We start from the raw sequence: 21,171 nt of genomic DNA, 5'->3' as shown, positions 1-21,171 counted from the left end.
GAGCGGTTCCGCGAGGTCAGCCAGGCCCATCTGCTGATCGGGCAGCGCGGAGGTGACCGGTGAGCCTGTGGCCGTTCGCCTGGCTCGCCGTTGCCGTGATCGCCATCTGCCTCTTCGTACTGGCAAGCACAGCACCCGGAAGCTAGCCCCCGCGCCGAACCGACAGGCGGGGCAGCACGAAGGCGTTCGCTGCCAGCCGTCTACGGGACTGACGGCGGGCACCACTCCGCAGCCGCCGCCCGGCGCTCCTTACCAGCGGCCCCGGTGCGCCCGGAGCGCATTTCCAGCACCGCGTCCCTGACCCGGAAAGCGGCAGGCTGCTTCATCCCAACCCGGTCCATCCCATTGGAGGATTCTTCGTGTACTTGACCACATCGCCGAAGCCGGCGCCCCTGGCGCTCCGGCTCTGTGTCACCAAGCGACCGACCGCAACCCCGAAAGCGCACGGAGCCGTGGGCGGCGGCTACGACCCGGCGCGTCAGGTCAGCGTTTTGCCCAACGGCACCCCACAGGCCGAGACCACCTGCGCCATCACCATTACCTGCCGGGGTGGAAACGATGATCTCGGAATGCCCAACGAGTCGGAGACCGAAGACCTGTGCTGACCGCCACTCTCGCGCGCCAGGCCGGCCGGTTGGGAACGGGCACCTGGTGAAGCAGAGCAACCTCACGCAGATCGGACGAGCCCGTCCGGTCTGCGTGATCACCACCCAAGGCGACGTGTCGGCTGACCGGGTCATCCTTCAGCTCAACGAGATGAACGTACCAGTGGTCCGCTTCGACCTGGCCGACTTCCCGCAACACGTCCACCAGGACGCCACGCTTGATCGCAGCGGCTGGCACGGCACGCTGCACGCGCACGGGCGCGAGGTCAACCTTAAGGAGATCGGGGCGATCTACTGGTGGCACCCGCGGCCCACCGGCGCCCCTGACGGTCTCCAGCGCGCGGATGCCGACTGGATCAGCCGCGAATCGACCGTCGCGCTCACCGGAGTGCTCGGCTCGCTGGACTGCCTGCACGTCAACCATTTACGCAACACCCTGGCCGCGCAGAACAAGCCCCAGGCGCTGACCGTGGCCCGGCGCTGTGGCCTGGCGGTCCCACCCACCTGGATCGGCAACCACCCCACCGGCGCACGCCACTTCGCCGAGACCTCTACGGGGTATCACTCAAGGCGCTGGAAACCCCGATGATCACCCACGCAGACGGCACACACCGGCTGCTGCTCACCACTCCCATCGAAGCATCCCGGCTCGATGACTCCCTCGCTCTGGCCGCACATCAGCTACAGCACACCATCACCAAAGACCACGAGGTTCGTCTCGTCGTCGTCGGTCACCAGATGCACGCGGCCCGTATCGATGCGCACAGCCCAGCCTCTCGCAACGATTTCCGCGCCGACTACGAGGCCCTGACCTACAGCTACACCGAAGTGCCCGAGGCGGTACGGGCAGGCGTTCGTGCGCTGATGGACCATTACCACCTCGTCTACGCCGCTTTGGATCTCCTCGTCGACAGGGACGGCTGCTGGTGGCTGGTGGACCTGAATCCGGCCGGCCAGCACGACTGGCTCCAGTGCGAACTGCCACGGCTGACCATCGCCGCGTCACTCGCCCGCACGCTGGCCGCCGGGCGCACCGAGTGCGCGCCGGCTCCGGCGCATTCCTGCGGAACACCCGTCTGACCCATCCATCCGCATCAGCCCCGGCCGCGGTCCCCCGGACGCGGCCGGGGCAACTCCGAGCGCGTCCCGCGCGGGGGCGCCGGCTCCGCGCTTCATCTCCGGCGCGCCAGCAACAACCTGTGAACTCCCCTTCCGGACAGCGACCTGACCGGGAGCGGGCGACCCAACTGCCGGACAGATGGCAGACCGGGCTGGCCGGCGCGTTCAAACGCTCTTGCACGCGCCGGCCGTACACCTTCACCCGGGCGCCGCCCCCAGCATCGACATCAAGGAGGTATGGACCATGCCCGACGACGGATTCGCCGGCACCTCTACACGCACCGAGTCCCCGGCCTACCCGGACGGAGTGCGACCCGGCTGGGAGGAACTGGGCCGCGCCCTCATCCGGTCCGGGGCCATGACCTCCGACTGGGCGCCGGCCTTCGTTGCCGTCGACCGCGCCGCCTTCCTGCCAGAACGCATCTGGGCCCACGACCCCGTCACCGGCACGATCCGCGACGGCATCGACCGCACCACCGACCCGCGCCTTTGGCACCACTACGCCGACACCGACTGCACGCTCATCACCCAGTGGGACGACGGCACCCACACCGGCCGCAGCGCCGGCACCGCCCCGACCAGCTCGTCACTGCGGCCTTCGCTGCTGATGTCGATGCTCAGCGACCTCGATGTCGAGCCCGGCATGCGCGTGCTGGAGACGGGCACGGGAACCGGGTGGAACGCCGGCCTGCTCGCACACCGCCTCGGCGTCGGCAACGTCGTCACCGAGCGTGCGCGACGACGGCTGTCCACGACCGGACTGCGGCCCACCGGGGCGGCCCACGTCGGCCTGGACGGCGACCCGCCCGACGCGCCGTACGACCGCATCATCGCCACACGCGGCCTACGCCAGATCCCCGCCCCCTGGATCGAGCAGGTCCGCCCCGACGGCTTCATCCTGGCCCGGTGGGACACCCCGTTCAGCGACCAGGACGCCCTCGTGGGGCTGACCGTGGCCGACGACGGCAACGGCAAGCTCGCCAGCGGCGACTTCCTGCGCCCGGTAGAAGTCATGAAGACCCGCGCCCAGGTGGACGGGTGGCCCCGCCACACGGAGCACCTCCCCGACCCATGGCCCGCGACCGTACGCGAGTCAACGACCGACCTGAGCCCGGAGGAACTGACCGACACCGACGCCGCATTCATGCTCGGGCTGGTCGTTCCGGACGCGACGCACACCGTGACCCACCGGCCGGACGGCGCCGTCGACGCCTGGTTCTACAGCCTGTCCGAAGGCGATCGCTCCTGGGCTTCGGTGTCGTGGGCACCGGACGACGAACTGGGCCGGGTCCACCAAGACGGCGCACGGGAGCTGTGGACCTCGATCGAACGAGGTATGGATTGGTGGACCATCGAGAACCGCCCCCCGATCGACTGCTTCGGCCTGACCGTGGCCACCGGCGGCGGGCACGTGGCGTGGCTGGATCGTCCAGACAACGCTGTGCCCCGTTTCGGTTGAGTTGAGCCCTCGCCTCCGGCTGATGAACGGCGCAGACGAGCGCACCCGCCGGGACAGCGGGCCGGCCCCGAAGAAGGGCTGCCGGCGGTGTCGCCCGCAGCCCCGAGGACTTCCCGGACGGCCAGCTCAACGCGGAGTTGGAAGGCCACGGGGACGACCCGACAGTCCCCGGCCAGGTGCTCCCCCGCTTCCTCCAAGCGCTCGACGTGGCTCCCGAGTACGTGCCTGTCGACCTCCCCGGCCAGGTGGCGCACTTCCGTTCGGTCACGGCCAGCAGGCGTATTGCCGTCCTGTGCGACAACGCGGTGTCGGCCGCCCAGGTCCGTCCCCTGATGCCCGCGTCCGCGGGCAGCGCCTGCGTGGTGACCAGCCGCTGGCACCTCCGGCCCCTGGTGCTGGAGGGCGCGGAGTTCGTCCAGCTCGGTCCCCTGGACACGAACTCGGCCATGGAACTGCTGGGCAACGCGGCCGGGCACGAGCACGTCGCCGCCGATACCGCCGCCGCCCGCGAACTGGTCCTCTCCTGCGGCCGCTTCCCGCTGGCGGTGCTCGTCAGCGCGGCGCTGCTCGTCACCCGGCCCGGCTGGAGCGTTGCCACGGCCAGCTCGTATCTCACAGAAGCAGATGAGGAGACCTCCATGGAGACCAGACTTGGCCAGGTGTACGCGGCGCTCCCCGGCGACGCCGCACGGCTGTACCGCCGGATGGGCCTGCACCCCGGCAGCGAGTTTGACATCGGTGTCGCAGAGGCGGCGGCTGCGGTGTCCTATGAAATCAATTGCAGCACCGGCACGAGTGTATCGGGGCGATCTGCGGCCTCCTATCACTGTGTACGCGTCAGGGTTCCGCCCCTGGGGGACCAGCACGGACCTCAGGGCGTACGCTACAGCAGACATTCCGTCTGCATTTGTGGGAACAAGTCTCAGTGCGCGCCAAGCGGCAAATTTTTCCGCAGAGCGCCGGACTCAAAGGAAGCTGGGTGTATGGGATCCGGAATCTTGGCCAGGGGGTCAACGTGAATAAGGCGCTCGATGGTACCCGCGGTTATATGAGCGGTGTGTTTACAAACGAACGTGAGATAGCGTTCATGGGAGGGATTGACCCATCGAAGATCGTCCAAGCAGAATGGTGGGCCTGGGGGATGCCCGCTGGGCGAGTGATCAAGAACCCTTGGTATTCCGGATGATGGAGCGGATCAGTCTCCATGCCCTTGTGGATGGAATGCCTGTGGCGTGGACCGCAACCGTCGAGAACCACGAGGGCGCCTGGTGTCTGAAGATCGAGTCATCAACCGCCGTGGAGTGCGAAGCTGTAGGCCCCGACCTTTTCGAGGCCCTGCGGCAGGCCAGAGGCCATCTGGAGCCTAAAGGCATCCGTCTGTGCTGCAATGGTGCTCGAATCGATACCTGGCCGTCCAGACAGGCAAGGGAGCAAGGTGCCTGGGTGGTATACACCCACCGCCTCTGGCTGCCACCCACAGTTCGTGACCTCGTGCCTGTTTTCGGTTTGGCGGATGCCGAAAAAATCGGCACAGTCGCGGAGCAGGAAGAGTTTCACGCGCGGCACCTAGCCAATCGGAAACGCTGGTGGTTCAACTTTGTCAACCCACTGTGGTGGATCTATCTATTCACCAGCTCATGGGGACGTCCCAAGAGCTTCAGGCCACCTTCTGGCTGATGGAGCAGGAGAAGCAGGCAAGACCGCCCCCGCGGGGCAAATCAGATCGTTTTATCCTCACTTCTCAGGTTACTGGCCTTGGATGCGTGATGTTGTCATGGTGGTGCGGGTCGGAGTCCTGTGCCGGTGTAGCAGCCGTCGAGGACGTCGGGGCGGTATTGGAGCCGGCGTAGCCTTTGGCGGACGGTGGTGATGAGGTCGTCGGGGTTGGCGAAGGCGCGGTTGGCCATGGTGGGGCGGCGCAGCACGGACCAGATGCCCTCAACGGGTTGAGGTCGGGTGCGTAGGGAGGGAGTTGGAAGACCGTGGGCCAGTCGCGGGCGGCGGTGTAGCGTCGCATTCCGGCGGCGAGGTGGGTGGTGAAGTCGGCCCGGGGCGCGGTTCCGGCCTCGTCGGCCGGTCCGTTTCCCCGGGGCAACGTCCGGTTCGACGCGGCGGCCTTCGAGCGTGATGTCTGGTTCGGCGGGGCGAACTTCCGAGGCGATGCTGTGTTCGAAGGGGCTACCTTCGAGCGTGCATCGCGGATCGGCCCCATGGGCTGCCGGCGAACAGTGGACTTCACGGCTGCGGTCTTCGGCGCCGCCGTCATCATCGAGGTCGCGGCACGCGGCCCAGCCCGCCGACGTCGAACTCGACATCGGGCCGCGGCGCACCGCCGACCTGCCGCCGCCCGGCCACCGAGTGGCGCCTGGCCGCCGAAGCCCGGGACCGCTGAAGACGAGTGGCGCGGCCTGGAGGTCACCCCATCGGTGATCTTCGCATTGACGCCCTGACTTGCGATGGCCGCCGGTGTTGGCCGGTGATGCGCGGATCGGTACTCCAGGCCGGTGGTCAAGGTGAAGCTCAGTAGTCGGGGCCGATTCAGCGCGGACACGCCGTCATCGCGGTCTGAGCACGCTGCGTGCAGCGGCCCGCCCGCCCCCGACCCACTGCCGATGCGTGGCCACGGCTCGGCAGTGGTTCACTGCAATCGAAGGATGGCGACCGAGCTGTGGCATGTCACCGAGTGGGCACGCTGGGAAGCCGCCCGTCGGACGGGGGCGTACGAGTAGTCGACCCGCGGCCGCAGAGGAAGTCCCGTGGGAGGCTGCGGAGTTGGTCATACCTTCGCTTCGCTGATCCGACGAGACGGAGCGCCTCCCTCTGGGGCGGAGTTTTCATTCGCCCTGGGCAGACAAGAAAGAATCTGGAAGGACTGGATACCTCTGCTTTAGGCATGGCAACCTGCAACAGCTCGGTTACTTGTTCCGCCCGTTCGACTTCGCAGTCACCGTGACCCTGTGCGTTGCAGGCTGCTGCGTGGACCTGATCTACCCGCAACCTACTCTAGATTAACTTGCGCACATGGGTCCCATGAATCTTCTCATTGCTGTCGGATCTGCAGCATGGGGCTTCGGGTGAAATGCCGACGAGCGAGCTTGAGTTGCTCTCTGCTCCGTCCGCCTGGAGCGCAACATAGACCACGATCGCCGGTTTGCCAAACCGGGAATTGTCGTGACCATTGATGTGTCCCCATGGCGAGGGCGGGCCGAGCGCCGACTCGGTGCACCCTGGCTGCAACCCCGTCACATTTCGAAGAGAAGCTAGTGTCAGTAGATTCGCAACCTGAGCACTCATCCATGTCCGCCCGCACAGATCCTCTGCGAGCCGCGTTCCTTAACGTGAACGAAGCTGCCACATACCTCGGTCTCTCACCTCAAACGCTCTATGCGTGGAGGCACCGGCGGCAAGGTCCGCCGAGCTTCCGCATGGGCCGTCGCGGCCGTGTCATGTACCGGCGAGAGTCGCTCGACGCCTGGATCAGTGCCCAGGAACAAGCTGATTCCCGTTCCAACTCGGCGCTGAACCCGGTGAGCAGCAGACCACAGCAACGGCTGGACCGTAGTTCTAATCTCTGAGATGGGTAATTCCATGGAATTTTCGTCTCACCCCATATGAGGAGACTTAGCTGGCTGGTTACATCGAAGATCGCTGGGTCAGGAAGAAGAAGGATCCGATCACGGGAAGGAGGGAGCGAACCGCTCGCTACGGCAAGGGCTCGCGCTACCGTGTCGCCGGTATACCCGGAGTGCGGGACAGGTCATTTGATACCTTGGAGGACGCAAAGGCGTGGGCCCGTCGGGCATCCACTGACGAAGAACGAGGCGAGTTCGTGGATCCGCGCGATGGATCCATCACCCTTGCCGACTACATTGCGCTGCACTGGGCTCCAGGCGCAGGGGGTGCTCCGAAGACCCTGAAGGACCGGGAGAGGAGAGTGCGACTTCACATAGTTCCGCACTTGGGAAACCTCCCGCTGAGGAGCATTACGGCATCGGAACTTCGAGCCTATATCGTCATTCTAGAATCCACGGTCAATTCCGTGGATTACCAGCGGGGGGTCCTGTCCCTGTTGTCCAGCATCTTGGCGACGGCTGTTGACGACAAGCGGCTTGTCAGGAACCCCATGTACGCGAAGTCTGTTCGGTGGCCCAGGCGTCCGAAGCAGCGCCGTGCAGCCTGGAAAATAGCGACGGCACTCCGCGTGCGGGAGGTGATCAGCCCTCGGAGCCGTATAGCGGTAGTCCTGGGGCTGGGTTGCGGGCTGCGTCAGGGGGAGGTGTTCGGGTTGAGCCCGGCTGACGTCGACTATCCCCGCGGTGTCCTCCATGTCCGCCGGCAAGTGCAGACGTTGGACGGGAAGCCGTACTTCGCTCTTCCAAAGGGCTCGAAGACGCGGACCGTTGACATGCCCTCCTCGGTGGCCGAAGAGTTGCAGCGACATGCCGAGGTGTTCTCGCCGGTGGAGGTGGAGCTTCCCTGGGAGAAGCCGGGGGCCGACCGGCCTCGGAGGACGTCCTCCCTCCTGCTCAGCACACGATTCGGCAACGCCGTGACGGCGAACACGTGGAACACCTACACGTGGAAGCCCGCACTGGCCAAGGCCGGCATCATCCCGCCGCTTGACGCGGATGCGAAGCCATGGCAGTGGAAGGCGGCTCCCAGCGACGGCTTCCACGTACTGCGCCACACCTATGCCTCGCTCATGCTGGAGGCGGGGGAGTCCGTGGTGACGCTGGCGCGATGGCTCGGGCATTCCTCCCCGGCCATCACACTCAGTTACTATGCTCACTTCATGCCGGAGGCCGGAAGTAAAGGGCGCACCGCCATCGACGGTTTGCTGGGGAGTCAGGAGGGTCAGGATGCCAGCGGAAACTCCCCAGATTCTCCCCAGGGCTGATCGGAGCCCATCTCCGCGTCCCGTCTTCACCGTGTCCTCCGTCGATTGCAAGGTGGAAACGTTGGATGGCCTGGGATGATGCTGCGAGAAGTCACCGCGACCCGCTATGTCACACCCTTGCGTGAGGGTGGGTCGCTCCCCGGTGTCGTCGAGGCCGACGACCTCGGTACGTACGTCATGAAGTTCACCGGCGCCGGCCAGGGCCGCAAGGCGCTCGTGGCCGAGGTGATCAGTGGGGAGCTGGCGCGGCGGCTGGGGCTGCGGGTGCCGGATCTGGTCGGGATGCAGCTCGATCCGGTCATCGGGCGTTCCGAGCCGGACGAAGAGGTGCAGGCGCTGCTCAAGGCCAGCGGGGGGCTCAACCTGGGCATGGACTTCCTGCCCGGGTCGCTCGGCTTCGATCCGCTGGCTTTCCGCGTCGACGCCGGAGAAGCCGGCCGGGTGGTCTGGTTCGACGCGCTCGTCGGCAACGTCGACCGGTCGTGGCGCAACCCCAACATGCTCGTCTGGCACGGCGACCTGTGGCTCATCGACCACGGCGCCACCCTGATCTGGCACCACAACTGGCCCTCCGCCGCGGCCGCCGCCGACAAGCCGTACGACGCCTCCGACCACGCGCTCGCCCCCTTCGGGCCCGACGTGGCCGCCGCGGCGGCGGAGCTGGCACCGCGGGTGACCGCCGGGCTGCTGGCCGAGACCGTCGCCGAGGTGCCGGACGAGTGGCTGGCGGACGAGCCGGGGTTCGGGTCGCCGGCGGAGGTGCGGGCCGCGTACGTCGAGACGCTGGCCGCCCGCGCGCCGCGGGTGGGGGAGCGGATCGCCGTCGGCGAGCCCAGCGCGGACGGGCCGTCGAAGGCGCCGGAGTGGCTGACGGGCAGGGCACCGCGGAGGGGGTCGCGATGAACGGGCGCGAGGTCTTCGAGTACGCGCTGCTCCGCGTCGTGCCGCGGGTCGAACGCGGCGAGCAGATCAACGCCGGGGTGCTCGTGTACTGCCGGGCCCACTCCTACCTGTGCGCGCGCACCGACCTCGACGAGCGCCGGCTGCTGGCCCTCGACCCCGAGGTGGACCTCGCGGGCGTGCGGGCCGCGCTGCGCGCGGTGGAGGAGGTGGGCTGCGGCGGTGCGCGGGCCGGGCAGGCGGCCGGGGACGACGCCGGGCGGCGGTTCCGCTGGCTCGTCGCGCCGCGCAGCACGGTGGTGCAGCCGGGGCCGGTGCACTCGGGGCTGACCGAGGACCCGGAGGCGGAGGTGGAGCGGCTGCTGGGGCTGCTGGTGCGCGTGCCCGTGTGACCTGGCGTACGGGCCGGGGCGCACCCGCGCACGGACACCCCGCCGCGGCGCCCCGTTGACACGGCGGGGCCGGACTTCTAGCGTCACGTGAGCCGTACCTACTAAGCGGTTGCTCACCGATCGTGGGACGGCGCCCCGGCCCCAGCCAGCGCGAGGAGAACACCAGCATGTCCACCACCGGAAGGGTCGCGATCGTCACCGGCGCCGCGCGCGGCATCGGTGCGGCCACCGCCGTCCGCCTGGCCCGCGAGGGGCGCGCCGTCGCCGTGCTCGACCTCGACGAGGGCGCCTGCGCGGAGACCGTCGGGAAGATCACCGAAGCCGGCGGCACCGCGCTGGCCGTCGGCTGCGACGTCTCCGACGCCGCCGCCGTCGAGGCCGGCGTCGCCCGCGCCGCCGCCGAACTCGGCCCGCCCGTCATCCTCGTCAACAACGCCGGCGTGACCCGCGACAACCTGCTGTTCAAGATGGCCGAGGACGACTGGGACACGGTCATGAACGTGCACCTGCGCGGTGCGTTCCTGATGTCCCGGGCCTGCCAGAAGCACATGGTCGACACCGGCTTCGGCCGCATCGTCAACCTCTCCAGCAGCTCCGCGCTCGGCAACCGCGGCCAGGTCAACTACTCCGCCGCCAAGGCCGGGCTGCAGGGCTTCACCAAGACCCTCGCCAAGGAGCTGGGCAAGTTCGGCGTCACCGCCAACGCCGTCGCCCCGGGCTTCATCGCCACCGAGATGACCGCGCAGACCGCCGCCCGGGTCGGCATGGACTTCGCCGACTTCCAGGCCGCGGCCGCGTCCCAGATCCCCGTCCAACGCGTCGGCCAGCCCGACGACATCGCGGGTGCCATCGCCTTCTTCACGGGCGAGGACGCCGGCTTCGTCTCCGGCCAGGTGCTGTACGTGGCCGGCGGGCCGCTCGACTGAGGCCGGGGGACGAGAACATGACGCAGCAGGAGAGCACCGGCGCGCCGCAGGCCGCGGAGAGCGGGCGGGTCGCCCTGGTCACCGGGGCCAGCCGCGGCATCGGCTACGGCATCGCGGAGACCCTGGTCGCCCGCGGCCACCGGGTGTGTGTGACCGGCCGCGGCGAGGAGGCGCTGCAGGAGGCCGTGGCGCGGCTCGGCGCCGGCCGGGCCATCGGCGTACCCGGCAAGGCCCACGACGAGGAGCACCAGGCCGAGGCGGTGGCGCGCACCATGGAGGCGTTCGGCCGGGTGGACTACCTGGTCAACAACGCCGGCACCAACCCCGTGTTCGGCCCCATCGCGGACGTCGACCTGAACGCCGTGCGCAAGGTCTACGAGACGAACGTGCTGTCCGCCCTGGGCTTCGCCCAGCAGACGTACAAGGCGTGGCAGCGCGAGCACGGCGGCGCGATCGTCAACGTCTCCTCCGTCGCCGGGCTCTCGGCGTCGCCGTTCGTCGGCGCGTACGGCATGAGCAAGGCCGCGATGATCAACATGACCCTGCAGCTCGCGCACGAGTTCGCGCCCGCCGTCCGGGTCAACGCCATCGCGCCCGGCGTGGTGAAGACGAAGTTCGCGGTCGCGCTGTACGAGGGCCGCGAGGAGGAGGCCGCCGCGGGCTACCCGCTGGGCCGGCTCGGAGTGCCCGAGGACATCGGCGGCGCCGCCGCGTTCCTCCTCTCCGACGAGGCCGGCTGGATCACCGGGCAGACGCTCGCCATCGAGGGCGGGATCTTCCTCAACGCCGGCTGGAGCTGAACCGGCAGTCACACATGCCCCACGCGTTCCCCCGGGTCACAGCGCCGTCCCGGGGGATCCGTGATCCACCGGCCGTGGGGTAGGGTCTGCGCACCCCATCGAACAGGTGCAAGGAGGGGGACAGGCACGTGTTCTTCCGGTCGGGCCCGCGGCGGGTCGCCGCGGTGCTGATACCCGTCTCGATGCTGGCCGGCTGCGGCACGCTGTCGGCGTCGGGCGACGACGAGCGGCACATAGACGTCGGTACGACGAGCGCGCCCAGCACGCTCGACCCCGCGGCTGCCTGGGACGGCAGTTGGGAGCTGTACCGGAACGTCTACCAGACGCTCATGCACTACGCCGGCACCAGCACGGTGCCGCAGCCCGACGCGGCCAAGAGCTGCGGCTTCACCGGCGCCGACAGCCGCACCTACCGCTGCAAGCTCCGCGAGGACCTCACCTTCTCCAACGGCAACCCGCTCGACGCCGCGGCCGTCAAGCACTCCTTCGACCGGGTGCTCGCCATCAACGCCGAGACCGGTCCCGCGGGGCTGCTGGACAGCCTGGAGAAGGTCGAGACCGAAGGCGACCGCACCGTCACCTTCCAGCTCAAGCGCCCCGACGCCACGTTCCCCTTCATCCTCGCCGCGCCCGCCACCTCGCTCGTCGACCCCGAGGAGTACCCGGCGGACGAGCTCGCAGACCCCGGCACCCTGGTCGGCTCCGGTCCGTACACGCTCGCGTCGTACAAGAAGGGGTCCGTCGCCGAGCTGGAGCGCAACTCGCGCTATCTGGGCGACGCGGAGCTGCGCAACGACTCCGTCAGCATCCGCTACTTCGACGACTCCGACGCGATGACCGACGCGCTCAAGAAGGGCGACATCGACGTCACGTACCGCGGGCTGCCGCCCGACCGGGTGCCGGAGCTGGAGAAGACGGCGGACGAGAAGGGGTCGATCGCACTCAGCCGGGTGGTCATGCCGGAGATCCACTACCTGGTCTTCAACCCCGAGCACGAGTACGCCGACAGCCTCGCCGTACGCCAGGCCGTCGCCCAGGTGATCGACCGCGACGCGCTCGTACGCAAGGTCTACGGCCGCACCGCCGAGCCGCTGTACTCGATGATCCCGCGCGGCATCACCGGCCACACCACCCCGTTCTTCGACCGCTACGGCGAGCCGGACCCCGACGCCGCGGCGGTCACGCTGCAGACGGCGGGCGTCACCGAGCCCGTGCCGCTCACGTTCTGGTACACCACCGACCGGTACGGCTCGGTGACCGCGCGGGAGTTCGAGGAGCTGGAGCGGCAGTTGGAGGACAGCGGGCTGTTCGAGATCACGGTCAAGGGCCGCAAGTGGGAGAAGTTCGCCGCCGCGTACAACAAGGGCGAGTACCCGGTCTTCGGCCGCGGCTGGTCCCCCGACTTCCCCGACCCGGACAACTACATCGCCCCCTTCACCGGCGCCCGCAACGCCCTCGGCACGCCGTACGAGAACGCGGAGATCACCGACGAGCTGCTGCCCGCCTCGCGCCGGAAGGCGGACCGGGCCGGGGTCAACGAGCAGTTCTCGCGGGCGCAGGACATCCTCGCCGAGGACGCCCGGCTGCTGCCGCTGTGGCAGGCCCGGCAGTACATCGCGGCGGACGACGACGTGGCCGGGGTGGAGTGGAGCCTGGACGCCTCGACGATCATGCGGATGTGGGAGCTGTACAAGAAGACCAGTTGGTAGGGGAGTTGTCAGTGCCCGGCGGTACTGTCCACTGCGCAACGACCCACTGAACCGATCTTCTGCACCGACCCGGAGGTCCCTCACCCGTGTCCCCGATGCTGCCCCCGTCCTGGCAGGACGCCCTGGGCAAGGAGCTGGAAAAGCCCTACTTCACGCGCCTCGAGTCGTTCGTCGAGGAGGAGCGCGCCCGCGGCCCCGTGTACCCGCCGCGGGAGGAGGTCTTCGCCGCCCTCGACGCCACGCCGTACGAGAGCGTGAAGGTGCTCGTCCTCGGCCAGGACCCGTACCACGGGGCGGGACAGGGCCACGGGCTGTGCTTCTCGGTGCGTCCCGGGGTGCGCACCCCGCCCTCCCTGCGCAACATCTTCAAGGAACTGCGGGACGACCTCGGCCACCCGGTCCCGGACAACGGGTATCTGATGCCGTGGGCCGAGCAGGGCGTGCTCCTGCTGAACGCGGTGCTGACGGTGCGCGAGAGCGAGGCGAACTCGCACAAGGGCCAGGGCTGGGAGGAGTTCACCGACGCGGTGATCCGCGCCGTGGCGGAGCGGCCCGATCCGGCGGTGTTCGTGCTGTGGGGCGCGTACGCCCGCAAGAAGCTGCCGCTCATCGACACCGCCAGGCACGTGGTGGTCCAGGGGGCGCACCCGTCGCCGCTGTCGGCGAAGAAGTTCTTCGGCTCGCGCCCGTTCTCGCAGATCGACGAGGCGGTGGCGGCGCACGGGCACGCGCCGATCGACTGGCGGATCCCGGACCTGGCCGCGGCCGGGGGCTGAGTCCCGGCCGGGGATTCGTCCTCGGGGGTAGGGGGCCGGGCGTCGCGGGTCCCGGGCCGGGGCGCGGCGCCTAGCGCTCGAAGTACTCCGCGCAGGCCGCCTCCTCCCGGCTGCCGGGCGCCCACCGGCCGTAGTCCCCGGCGAGGGCGCACAGATCGACGGCCCCGCCGGAGTCGGCCGACTCCGGGGGCGGCGGGGCCGGTTGTGCCGTACGGGCCGGGCGGTCCCGCGCCGTACGGGGGGCCGGTGCCTGCGGCGCCGGCGGGGAGCCGTCCGGGGCGGACACGTCAGGCCGCACCGTGTCCGTGTCCCTGCCCGCGGACGGTGCCGGTGAGGGTGCCGCGGAAGTGCGCCGCGGGCGCGGCGCCGGGCCGATCGTCGCCAGCTCCTCGCGCCCCGGCGGCGGCGGCGCGACAAGTCCCGGCGCGGCCGTGGCGGGCCACCCGGCGCCCGGGCCGTGCCGGGCGCCCGGGCCGGTGCCGGGGTCGGGGGAGACGGCGACGCAGCCGGCGACGGCGGCGAGCGTCGTGAGGCCGGTCAGCAGGGCGCCGGCCGCGGGAGTGGAGCGCACCCGGCCACACTGCTGCGCCCGGCGCCGCCCCGGTACTCCCCGCAAGGGTGACGCCCGCCCCGCGGAGTTGCCGCCTCCGCCCGGCGGTCAGCAGCCGAGCATGCCGCGCAGCAGGTCCTCGTACCCGGCGCGCAGCCGCGCCCTGGTCGGCGTGCGCGACCCGTTCACCCGGCCCGCCGTGTGCAGGAACATCATGCCGTCGGTCCAGGCGATGAGTTCCTGCGCGTGCCGCTCGGGGTCGGCGGAGCCCCAGGCCGCGAGCAGCGCGTGCGCGGCGTCGGCGAACGCGGTGCCCGCGCGGTCGTAGATCGCCCGCAGCTCGGGGCGCCGGGTGGCTTCCAGGGCGACTTCGTAGCGGGCCACGAGCAGCGTGCGGTGCCGGGTGAGGAAGCGGTGCAGCAGTCCGGCCAGTGCGTCGGCGAGCGGTCCCGGGTCGGCGCCCGGCGGGGGCAGTTCGCCGACCCGCAGCACCCCGCCCTCGCGCTCCGCGAGGCGCTGGACGGCGAGTTCGAGGAGGGCGGCCCGGGTGCGGGCGCGGTTGGAGGTGGAGCCCTGCGGCAGGCCCGCTTCCTCGTCGACGGCGCGGTGGGTCAGGCCCCGCATGCCGCGCTCGGCGAGCAGCGCGATGGCGGCGTCGGCGATGACCTCCTGCCGGGACGGGGGCGAGGCGGCAGACGCGGCGGGCGCGGGCGGACCGGCGGCAGGGGCAGGGGTGTTCGGGTCGGGCACGGCCTCAACCTATCGCCCGCGCCGGTCCTCACTACGCCCGTAGTCGCACGCGTGCTACCCTCGGCCGCGTAACTACAGATGTAGTTCCGGGAGGCTCCCTTGAAGCAGCCGCGCGCCCTCGTCATCGGCTCAGGACCCGGCGGGCTCACGGCCGCCGCCGCGCTGCACCGCCGCGGCTGGTCCGTCACCGTCCTGGAGAAGGCCGCCTCGATCGAGCCCGTCGGTGCCGCCCTTTCCCTCGCCGCCAACGCCCAGCGCGCCCTGGACGCGATCGGCGCCGGCGACGCCGTGCGCGACCTCGCCGCCTGGGAGGGGAGCGGCGGGCTGCGTACGCCCGAGGGCCGCTGGCTCTCCCGTACCGACGCGGCGGCCGTGGCCGAGCGGTTCGGCGGCGGCATCGCCCTCGTGCACCGCGCCGACCTCGCCGCGCTGCTCACCGCCCGGCTGCCGGCCGGGGCCATCCGCACCGAAGCCGCCGCCGAGATCGAGGACCCGGGCGGCCCCGGCAGACCGGCGCGCGTCGCGGTGCCGGACGGCGTGCTGGAGGCCGAACTCGTCGTCGCCGCCGACGGCATCGGCTCCCCGGCCCGCCGCGTGCTCTTCCCCGGCCACCCCGGCCCGGCGTACGCGGGCTTCACCACCTGGCGGCTGGTCCTGCCCGAGCGCCCCGTGGCGTTCGCGCCGCACGAGACCTGGGGCCGCGGGGAGCTGTGGGGCACGCAGCCGCTCGCCGACGGCCGCGTGTACGCCTACGCCGCCGCGCTCGCACCCGCGGGCCGCCGTGCCCCGGACGGCGAACTGGCCGAACTCCGCCGCCGCTTCGCCGGCTGGCACGACCCGGTGCCCGCCGTCCTCGACGCGGCCGAACCCGGCCGGGTGCTCCACCACGACGTGCGCTGGCTGGCCGAGCCGCTGCCCGCCTTCCACCGCGGCCGGGTCGCGCTCCTCGGCGACGCCGCCCACGCCATGACCCCGAACCTCGGCCAGGGCGGCAACCAGGCCGTCGAGGACGGCGTCGTCCTCGCCCACCACGCCGCCGCCGACCCCGCGGCCGTACCGGAGGCCCTGGAGCGCTACACCCGCGACCGCCTCCCGCGCACCCGCGCCGTGGCGCTGCGCTCCGCCCGCGCCGGCCGGCTGATCAACGTGACGGGACCGCTCGCCGTACGCACCCGCAACGCCCTCATCCGCGGCGTGGGACTGCTCGGCCCCCGCGTCGTGCTGCGCGGCCTTGACGGCATCGCGGACTGGCGGCCGCCCGGCGGCGGCGCCGACCGGGGCGGCCCGTATGCTTCCCCCGCACAGGCGGCGCCCTGACGCAGGTCCACCTGCGCCGCGGCCCGCGGGCCGACGGCTGGGGACGGGAGCGGACATGACCGAGGGAGCCACGCCCCTGAAGGCCGGCGTCATCGGGCTCGGCGACATCGCGCGGAAGGCGTACCTGCCGGTCCTCGCCTCGCTGCCCGGCGTCGAGCCGCACCTGCTCACCCGCACCCCCGCCACCCTCGACCGCGTCGGCGACGCCCACCGCATCCCGCACGCGCACCGCCACCGCGACCTCGGCTCGCTGCTCGCCGCCGGCCTCGACGCCGCGTTCGTGCACGCCCCCACCGAGGCGCACGTCGAACTGGCCACCGCGCTGCTGGACGCGGGCATCCCCGTCTACGTCGACAAGCCGCTGGCGTACGACCTCGCGGGCGCCGAACGTCTCATACGGCTGGCGGAGGAGCGCGGCGTCTCGCTGATGACCGGCTTCAACCGCCGCTACGCACCCGGCTACGCGCAGTGCCTGGAGCACCCGCGCGAGCTGATCATCCTGCAGAAGCACCGCGTCGGGCTGCCCGAGGACCCGCGCACGATGGTCTTCGACGACTTCATCCACGTCGTCGACACGCTGCGCTTCCTCGCCCCCGGCCCCGTCGAGATGGTCGACGTGCGCGCCCGCGTCCGCGACGGGCTCCTGCACCACGTCGTCCTGACGTTGTCAGGCGACGGCTTCACCGCCGTCGGCGCGATGAACAGGCTCTCCGGCTCCACCGAGGAAGTCCTGGAGGTGTCGGGGCAGGACACCAAGCGGGAGGTGCGGAACCTCGCCGAGGTGGTGGACCACAAGGGCCAGCCCAGCGTCCGGCGGCGCGGCGACTGGGTGCCGGTGGCCCGGCAGCGCGGCATCGAGCAGGTCGTGCTGGCGTTCCTGGACGCGGTACGGGCGGGGGAGGTGCTGAGTGCGCGGGACGCGCTCGCCACCCACGAGCTGTGCGAGCGGATCGTCCGCGAGGTGGGCCGGGCGGGTTGATTTCGCCACCCGTATGCGGGACACGTCCGAAGTGATAAGCAGTTAATCATACAAAAAGGGCAAGCTGCTTCCGTTCGTGCTCCGACCGTACGAAGGGGGCGCCCATGCCCCGGCGCCGTACCCGGCTCACCGCAGCCGCAGGCTCCGCCACCGCATTCGCCGCCGCCGCGGCGCTGCTCGCCGCGGGCTGCGCGCCCGCCGGCCCGTCCGCCGCGTCCGCCGCGGCCGGACCCGGGCCCGGCGCCCGCCCGTTCACGCTGCTGGCGACCGGCGACGTCATCCCGTACCCCTCGATCATGACGCAGGCGGCCACGGACGCCGGGGGAGAGGAGTACGACTTCCGCCCCATGTTCGCCGCCCTCGCGCCCACCGTCGCCGCGGCGGACCTCGCGCTGTGCCATCTGGAGACCCCGCTCGGGCCGCGCGAGGGCCCGTTCACCGGCTACCCGTCGTTCCAGTCCCCGCCGGGCCTGGCCACCGCGCTGCGCGACGTCGGCTACGACGGCTGCTCCACCGCCTCCAACCACGCCCTCGACTCCGGCACCGACGGCGTACGCCGCACCCTGGACGCCTTCGACGACGCCGGCCTGCACTACGCCGGCACCGCCCGTACCCGCGCCGAGTCCGGCCGCCCCGCCCTGATGTCCGCGGGCGGCGCCCGGGTCGCCCACCTCTCGTACACCTACGGCAGCAACGCGGGCGTCCCCGCCGACGCGCCCTGGTCCCTCGCGATGCTCGACCCCCGCCAGGTCGTCGCCGACTCCCGCGCCGCCCGCCGGGCGGGGGCCGACGTGGTCGTCGTCAGCCTGCACTGGGGCACCGAGTGGCAGCAGGAGCCCGACCTCGCCCAACGTCGGCTCGCCGACCGGCTGACGCGTTCGCGCAGCGGCGGCCGCAAGGACATCGACCTGATCGTCGGCACCCACAACCACGTGCCGCAGCCGTACGAGAAGGTCAACGGCACCTGGGTCGTCTACGGCCTCGGCGACCAGGTCGCCAGCTTCATCCCGTCGATGTACCGCGGCAACGAGGGCTCCGCGGCCCGCTTCACCTTCACCCCGGCCCGCGACGGCTGGAGCGTGACCCGCGCGGAGTTCCTGGCCCAGCACTCGGAGACGGGGCCGCCGTTCCGCGTGGTGCCCGCGACGCCCGAGACGTACCCGGACGTGCACGCGCGGGTACGGGCCGCCGTCCTCAGCCGCGGCGCGGCGGAGGACGGCCTGACGGAAGCGTCGTTCTGACGCCGCGGGGCGGCCCGCCGGCCCGCGCGGGTCAGTGGGGCGCGTCGCCGGCGTCCGGCTCCAGGACGCCGGCCGCGACCAGGGCGAAAATCAGGATGCCCAGCAGCACGCGATAGATGACAAAGGGTGCAAAACTCCGGGTCGTAATGAACTTCATGAACCACGCGATTACGGCGTATCCGACAAGGAACGCGATAACGGTCGCGGCCACGGTCGCGCCCCAGTTCATGTGCGTCGCCCCGGGCACCTTCCTCAGCTCGAAGAGCCCGGAGGCGAGCACCGCGGGGATGGCCAGCAGGAACGAGTACCTGGCCGCGGCCTCGCGGTTGTAGTTCAGGAGCAGGCCGCCGGTGATCGTCGCGCCCGACCGGGAGACGCCGGGCACCAGCGCCAGCGCCTGGGCGAAGCCGAAGAGCAGGCCGTCGCGGGTGTTGAGGTCCGTCAGCTCCTTGCGCTGCACCGCCGCGCGGTGCCGGCCGCCACCGGTCGAGGCGCGCCAGTCGGCGAAGCCGAGGAGCAGGCCCATCACGATGAGCGTGGTGGCGATCAGCCGCAGATCGCGGAACGGGCCCTCGATCGACTCCTGGAACGTCAGCCCCAGCACCCCGATGGGGATCGAGCCGACGATGACCAGCCAGCCCATCTTGGCGTCGTGGTCGGAGCGCATCGCCTTGTTCGTCAGCGAGCGGAACCACGCGGAGACGATCCGCGCGATGTCCTTGCGGAAGTAGATCAGCACGGCGGTCTCGGTGCCGATCTGGGTGATCGCGGTGAAGGCCGCGCCCGGGTCCTCCCAGCCGGCGAAGGCCGCCGTGAGCCGGAGGTGGGCGCTGGAGGAGATCGGCAGGAATTCCGTCAGCCCCTGGACGAGTCCGAGGATGACTGCTTCGATCCAGCTCATACGGGGCTGCACATGTCCTTGAGTTCGGCCGACGGGTTGGAGGAGATGTTAAGGCCCCGACATGAGACGCGTGGCCCCAGGGTCGGCTGCGGCCATGCCCGCGGAGCCGGCGGCGGGCTCTTCCGCGGGCGTGGCGGAAGAGGTCACTCCGCCCGGTGCGGCCCGGCGGCCCGCGCGCCGGCGGCGGCGCATGGCGACCGCGGCGCCGCCCGCCATGCTGGCGACGATGAAGCCGAGGGCCCCGAGGAAGACGGGGGAGAGCGGGTCGGAGGCCCGGCTGCCGGCGATCACGTAGGCGGCGGTGTTCGGCACGCAGCCCACGGCGGTGGCCACCAGGAACGGCGTCCAGTTCATCCGGGAGACCGCGGCGGCGTAGTTCACGCCCGCGAACGGCACGCCGGGAAAGGTGCGCAGCACCAGCATCGAGCGGAAGCTGTGCCGGCTGAGCTGCCGGTCCGCCGCCGTCAGCAGCCGCCCGCGCAGCAGCGGGCGCAGCGCGTCCTGGCCGAGCAGCCGGCCTATCCCGAACGCGACGCCCGCGCCCAGCACCGTGCCCGACACCGATCCGGCCAGGCCCGCCTGGGCGCCGAAGAGCGTGCCGGAGGCGAGGTTGAGCAGCGGCCGCGGTACGAGAGCCGCGGTGCACAGCCCGTACGCGACGGCGAAGAGGAGCACCGCGGACAGGCCGGTGAACTGCGGCGGCAGGCCGTCGACCAGCAGCCGGTGCGGTCGCCACACGATCACCACGACCGCCGCGCCGGCGAGCAGCGCGAGCAGCAGGGCGAGCCGGGAGCGGGGGGACAGCAGAGCCCGGCCGCAGCGGACGGCGCGGCCGACGACGGGCGCCTCGGCGGTTTCGGGCACGGTGGGAGCCTAACCGACGGGGCCGTCACCGCACCGTGACGTCCCCCTCAACTGCGGTCGCTATCGTGGGCGTCATGGCCCAGCAGCACCCCGGCGCCGCCGTAGCCCCGGACGCCTCGGCAGCCCCGGAAGCAGCGGCGGGCGCGGGCGTCCCGGTGGTCCCCGGAAGTCGCCTCGCCGACACCGTTCTCGACCGCCTCACCGCCGCCTACCCGGCGGCCGCCGACCCCGAGCGCGCCGCGCGGTCGGCCGCCTACCTGCGCGGTGTCGCCCCGTTCCTCGGCATCCCCGCGCCCCGCCGCCGCGAGCTGTCCCGCGCCGTCCTCGCCGGCACGGCGCGTCCCGCCGAGGCGGACTGCGTGGCGATCGCGCTGCGCTGCTGGCGGCTCCCGGAGCGCGAGTACCACTACTTCGCCGTCGACTACCTCCGCCGCCACGTGCGCCGCTGCTCCCCGGGGTCGCTGCCCGCCGTACGCCACCTCATCGTCACGACCTCCTGGTGGGACACCGTCGACGCGCTCGCCGCGCACGTCGTCGGCGGTCTCGTCGCCGCCGATCCCGCGCTGGCCGGCGCCATGGACCAGTGGATCGAGGACGACGACCTGTGGGTCGCCCGCACCGCCCTGCTGCACCAACTGCGCTTCAAGGACGCCACCGACGAAGGTCGGCTCTTCGGCTACTGCCTGCGCCGCGCCGGCCACCGCGACTTCTTCGTCCGCAAGGCCATCGGCTGGTGCCTGCGCGAGTACGCGAAGACCGATCCGCGGGCCGTCCGCGTCTTCGTCGACGCCCACCGCGCCGAACTGTCCCCGCTGTCCGTACGCGAGGCGCTCAAGCACTTCTGAGACCGCGGCACCGCCCGCCGAGTTCCGCGCCCGCGGGCGGAAAAAACCGGTCGACGTGCGGGGGACCCGTACCCGATCATGGTGGGCATGTTCCGGTACGCCTTCCTCGCGCACACGTCCGCGGCAGCGGACGCGCCGAAG

Annotated in this window: 24 protein-coding genes; 19 read left to right on the top strand and 5 right to left on the bottom strand. The window is 71.2% G+C overall.

What is annotated here, in order from left to right:
* The first annotated feature begins 359 nt into the window (after positions 1-359).
* The 7 genes from ACFYVJ_RS26815 to ACFYVJ_RS26785 all read left to right on the top strand — a co-directional run bounded on the left by ACFYVJ_RS26815 (position 360) and on the right by ACFYVJ_RS26785 (position 4,860).
* The gene (locus tag ACFYVJ_RS26815) at positions 360-605 is read left to right on the top strand and encodes a hypothetical protein (protein WP_388896356.1); all 246 of its coding nucleotides are present in this window, start codon (positions 360-362) and stop codon (positions 603-605) included.
* A gap of 46 nt (positions 606-651) precedes the next feature.
* Positions 652-1,194, top strand: coding sequence for an MvdC/MvdD family ATP grasp protein (locus ACFYVJ_RS26810; RefSeq protein ID WP_388896353.1), 543 nt, complete (start codon positions 652-654; stop codon positions 1,192-1,194).
* Positions 1,191-1,685 (top strand): hypothetical protein, encoded by a 495-nt coding sequence (locus ACFYVJ_RS26805; RefSeq protein ID WP_388896350.1) that lies wholly within the window; start codon positions 1,191-1,193, stop codon positions 1,683-1,685. The genes ACFYVJ_RS26810 and ACFYVJ_RS26805 overlap by 4 nt, the downstream gene beginning before the upstream one ends.
* 283 nt (positions 1,686-1,968) lie before the next feature.
* Positions 1,969-3,183 (top strand): protein-L-isoaspartate(D-aspartate) O-methyltransferase, encoded by a 1,215-nt coding sequence (locus ACFYVJ_RS26800; RefSeq protein ID WP_388896347.1) that lies wholly within the window; start codon positions 1,969-1,971, stop codon positions 3,181-3,183.
* A 624-nt stretch (positions 3,184-3,807) separates the two neighbouring features.
* Positions 3,808-4,206: a hypothetical protein gene (locus ACFYVJ_RS26795; protein WP_388896345.1), complete on the top strand. Its 399-nt coding sequence runs from the start codon at positions 3,808-3,810 to the stop codon at positions 4,204-4,206.
* Complete coding sequence (locus ACFYVJ_RS26790; RefSeq protein WP_388896343.1) at positions 4,109-4,369, top strand: hypothetical protein; 261 nt, start codon at positions 4,109-4,111, stop codon at positions 4,367-4,369. The genes ACFYVJ_RS26795 and ACFYVJ_RS26790 overlap by 98 nt, the downstream gene beginning before the upstream one ends.
* Positions 4,366-4,860: a hypothetical protein gene (locus ACFYVJ_RS26785; RefSeq protein WP_388896402.1), complete on the top strand. Its 495-nt coding sequence runs from the start codon at positions 4,366-4,368 to the stop codon at positions 4,858-4,860. Before ACFYVJ_RS26790 ends, ACFYVJ_RS26785 begins: the two co-directional genes overlap by 4 nt.
* 95 nt (positions 4,861-4,955) lie before the next feature.
* Here ACFYVJ_RS26785 and ACFYVJ_RS26780 read toward each other — a convergent pair whose 3' ends face one another.
* Positions 4,956-5,108, bottom strand: a complete 153-nt coding sequence (locus ACFYVJ_RS26780) for a hypothetical protein (protein ID WP_388896340.1) — start codon at positions 5,106-5,108, stop codon at positions 4,956-4,958.
* A gap of 1,266 nt (positions 5,109-6,374) precedes the next feature.
* Between ACFYVJ_RS26780 and ACFYVJ_RS26775 the strand changes: the two genes are divergently transcribed.
* The 8 genes from ACFYVJ_RS26775 (at position 6,375) to ACFYVJ_RS26740 (ending at position 13,583) form a co-directional block, all read left to right on the top strand.
* Positions 6,375-6,758: a helix-turn-helix transcriptional regulator gene (locus ACFYVJ_RS26775; protein ID WP_388896338.1), complete on the top strand. Its 384-nt coding sequence runs from the start codon at positions 6,375-6,377 to the stop codon at positions 6,756-6,758.
* Positions 6,759-6,952: 194 nt separating this feature from the next.
* Positions 6,953-8,080 carry a tyrosine-type recombinase/integrase gene (locus tag ACFYVJ_RS26770; RefSeq protein ID WP_388896335.1) on the top strand — a complete coding sequence of 376 codons (1,128 nt, stop codon included), beginning with the start codon at positions 6,953-6,955 and terminating at the stop codon, positions 8,078-8,080.
* A 78-nt stretch (positions 8,081-8,158) separates the two neighbouring features.
* On the top strand, positions 8,159-8,983 hold the full coding sequence (locus ACFYVJ_RS26765; protein ID WP_388896399.1) for a HipA family kinase: 825 nt from the start codon (positions 8,159-8,161) through the stop codon (positions 8,981-8,983).
* Complete coding sequence (locus ACFYVJ_RS26760; RefSeq protein WP_388896396.1) at positions 8,980-9,372, top strand: DUF3037 domain-containing protein; 393 nt, start codon at positions 8,980-8,982, stop codon at positions 9,370-9,372. Before ACFYVJ_RS26765 ends, ACFYVJ_RS26760 begins: the two co-directional genes overlap by 4 nt.
* Before the next feature lie 167 nt (positions 9,373-9,539).
* Positions 9,540-10,298 (top strand): 3-oxoacyl-ACP reductase FabG, encoded by a 759-nt coding sequence (gene fabG / locus ACFYVJ_RS26755; protein ID WP_388896333.1) that lies wholly within the window; start codon positions 9,540-9,542, stop codon positions 10,296-10,298.
* A 17-nt stretch (positions 10,299-10,315) separates the two neighbouring features.
* Positions 10,316-11,098, top strand: a complete 783-nt coding sequence (locus ACFYVJ_RS26750) for an SDR family oxidoreductase (RefSeq protein WP_388896330.1) — start codon at positions 10,316-10,318, stop codon at positions 11,096-11,098.
* Positions 11,099-11,280: 182 nt separating this feature from the next.
* Positions 11,281-12,807, top strand: a complete 1,527-nt coding sequence (locus ACFYVJ_RS26745; protein ID WP_388896393.1) for an ABC transporter substrate-binding protein — start codon at positions 11,281-11,283, stop codon at positions 12,805-12,807.
* Between the two features lie 95 nt (positions 12,808-12,902).
* Positions 12,903-13,583 (top strand): uracil-DNA glycosylase, encoded by a 681-nt coding sequence (locus ACFYVJ_RS26740; RefSeq protein ID WP_388896390.1) that lies wholly within the window; start codon positions 12,903-12,905, stop codon positions 13,581-13,583.
* A gap of 70 nt (positions 13,584-13,653) precedes the next feature.
* Here the strand turns inward: ACFYVJ_RS26740 and ACFYVJ_RS26735 are convergent, their stop codons facing one another.
* Positions 13,654-14,154, bottom strand: a complete 501-nt coding sequence (locus ACFYVJ_RS26735) for a hypothetical protein (RefSeq protein WP_388896327.1) — start codon at positions 14,152-14,154, stop codon at positions 13,654-13,656.
* An 87-nt stretch (positions 14,155-14,241) separates the two neighbouring features.
* Positions 14,242-14,883, bottom strand: coding sequence for a TetR/AcrR family transcriptional regulator (locus ACFYVJ_RS26730; RefSeq protein ID WP_388896324.1), 642 nt, complete (start codon positions 14,881-14,883; stop codon positions 14,242-14,244).
* Between the two features lie 99 nt (positions 14,884-14,982).
* Here ACFYVJ_RS26730 and ACFYVJ_RS26725 point away from each other — a divergent pair, with 99 nt between their 5' ends.
* The 3 genes from ACFYVJ_RS26725 (at position 14,983) to ACFYVJ_RS26715 (ending at position 18,420) form a co-directional block, all read left to right on the top strand.
* Positions 14,983-16,200 (top strand): FAD-dependent monooxygenase, encoded by a 1,218-nt coding sequence (locus tag ACFYVJ_RS26725; protein ID WP_388896321.1) that lies wholly within the window; start codon positions 14,983-14,985, stop codon positions 16,198-16,200.
* Between the two features lie 76 nt (positions 16,201-16,276).
* Positions 16,277-17,179 (top strand): Gfo/Idh/MocA family protein, encoded by a 903-nt coding sequence (locus ACFYVJ_RS26720; protein ID WP_388896387.1) that lies wholly within the window; start codon positions 16,277-16,279, stop codon positions 17,177-17,179.
* 104 nt (positions 17,180-17,283) lie between these two features.
* Positions 17,284-18,420 (top strand): CapA family protein, encoded by a 1,137-nt coding sequence (locus tag ACFYVJ_RS26715; RefSeq protein WP_388896317.1) that lies wholly within the window; start codon positions 17,284-17,286, stop codon positions 18,418-18,420.
* Between the two features lie 31 nt (positions 18,421-18,451).
* Here ACFYVJ_RS26715 and ACFYVJ_RS26710 read toward each other — a convergent pair whose 3' ends face one another.
* Both ACFYVJ_RS26710 and ACFYVJ_RS26705 read right to left on the bottom strand, forming a co-directional pair.
* On the bottom strand, positions 18,452-19,321 hold the full coding sequence (locus tag ACFYVJ_RS26710) for an undecaprenyl-diphosphate phosphatase (protein ID WP_388896314.1): 870 nt from the start codon (positions 19,319-19,321) through the stop codon (positions 18,452-18,454).
* 48 nt (positions 19,322-19,369) lie between these two features.
* Complete coding sequence (locus ACFYVJ_RS26705; RefSeq protein WP_388896311.1) at positions 19,370-20,185, bottom strand: TVP38/TMEM64 family protein; 816 nt, start codon at positions 20,183-20,185, stop codon at positions 19,370-19,372.
* A gap of 74 nt (positions 20,186-20,259) precedes the next feature.
* Between ACFYVJ_RS26705 and ACFYVJ_RS26700 the strand changes: the two genes are divergently transcribed.
* Positions 20,260-21,030 carry a DNA alkylation repair protein gene (locus ACFYVJ_RS26700; protein WP_388896309.1) on the top strand — a complete coding sequence of 257 codons (771 nt, stop codon included), beginning with the start codon at positions 20,260-20,262 and terminating at the stop codon, positions 21,028-21,030.
* Positions 21,031-21,171 lie beyond the last annotated feature (141 nt).

It is taken from the genome of Streptomyces sp. NPDC004134 (genome assembly GCF_042874195.1).
Taxonomy (GTDB): domain Bacteria; phylum Actinomycetota; class Actinomycetes; order Streptomycetales; family Streptomycetaceae; genus Streptomyces.
The sequence above is the reverse complement of the archived record's forward strand: the minus strand, read 5'-3'. Positions and strand labels throughout refer to the sequence as shown.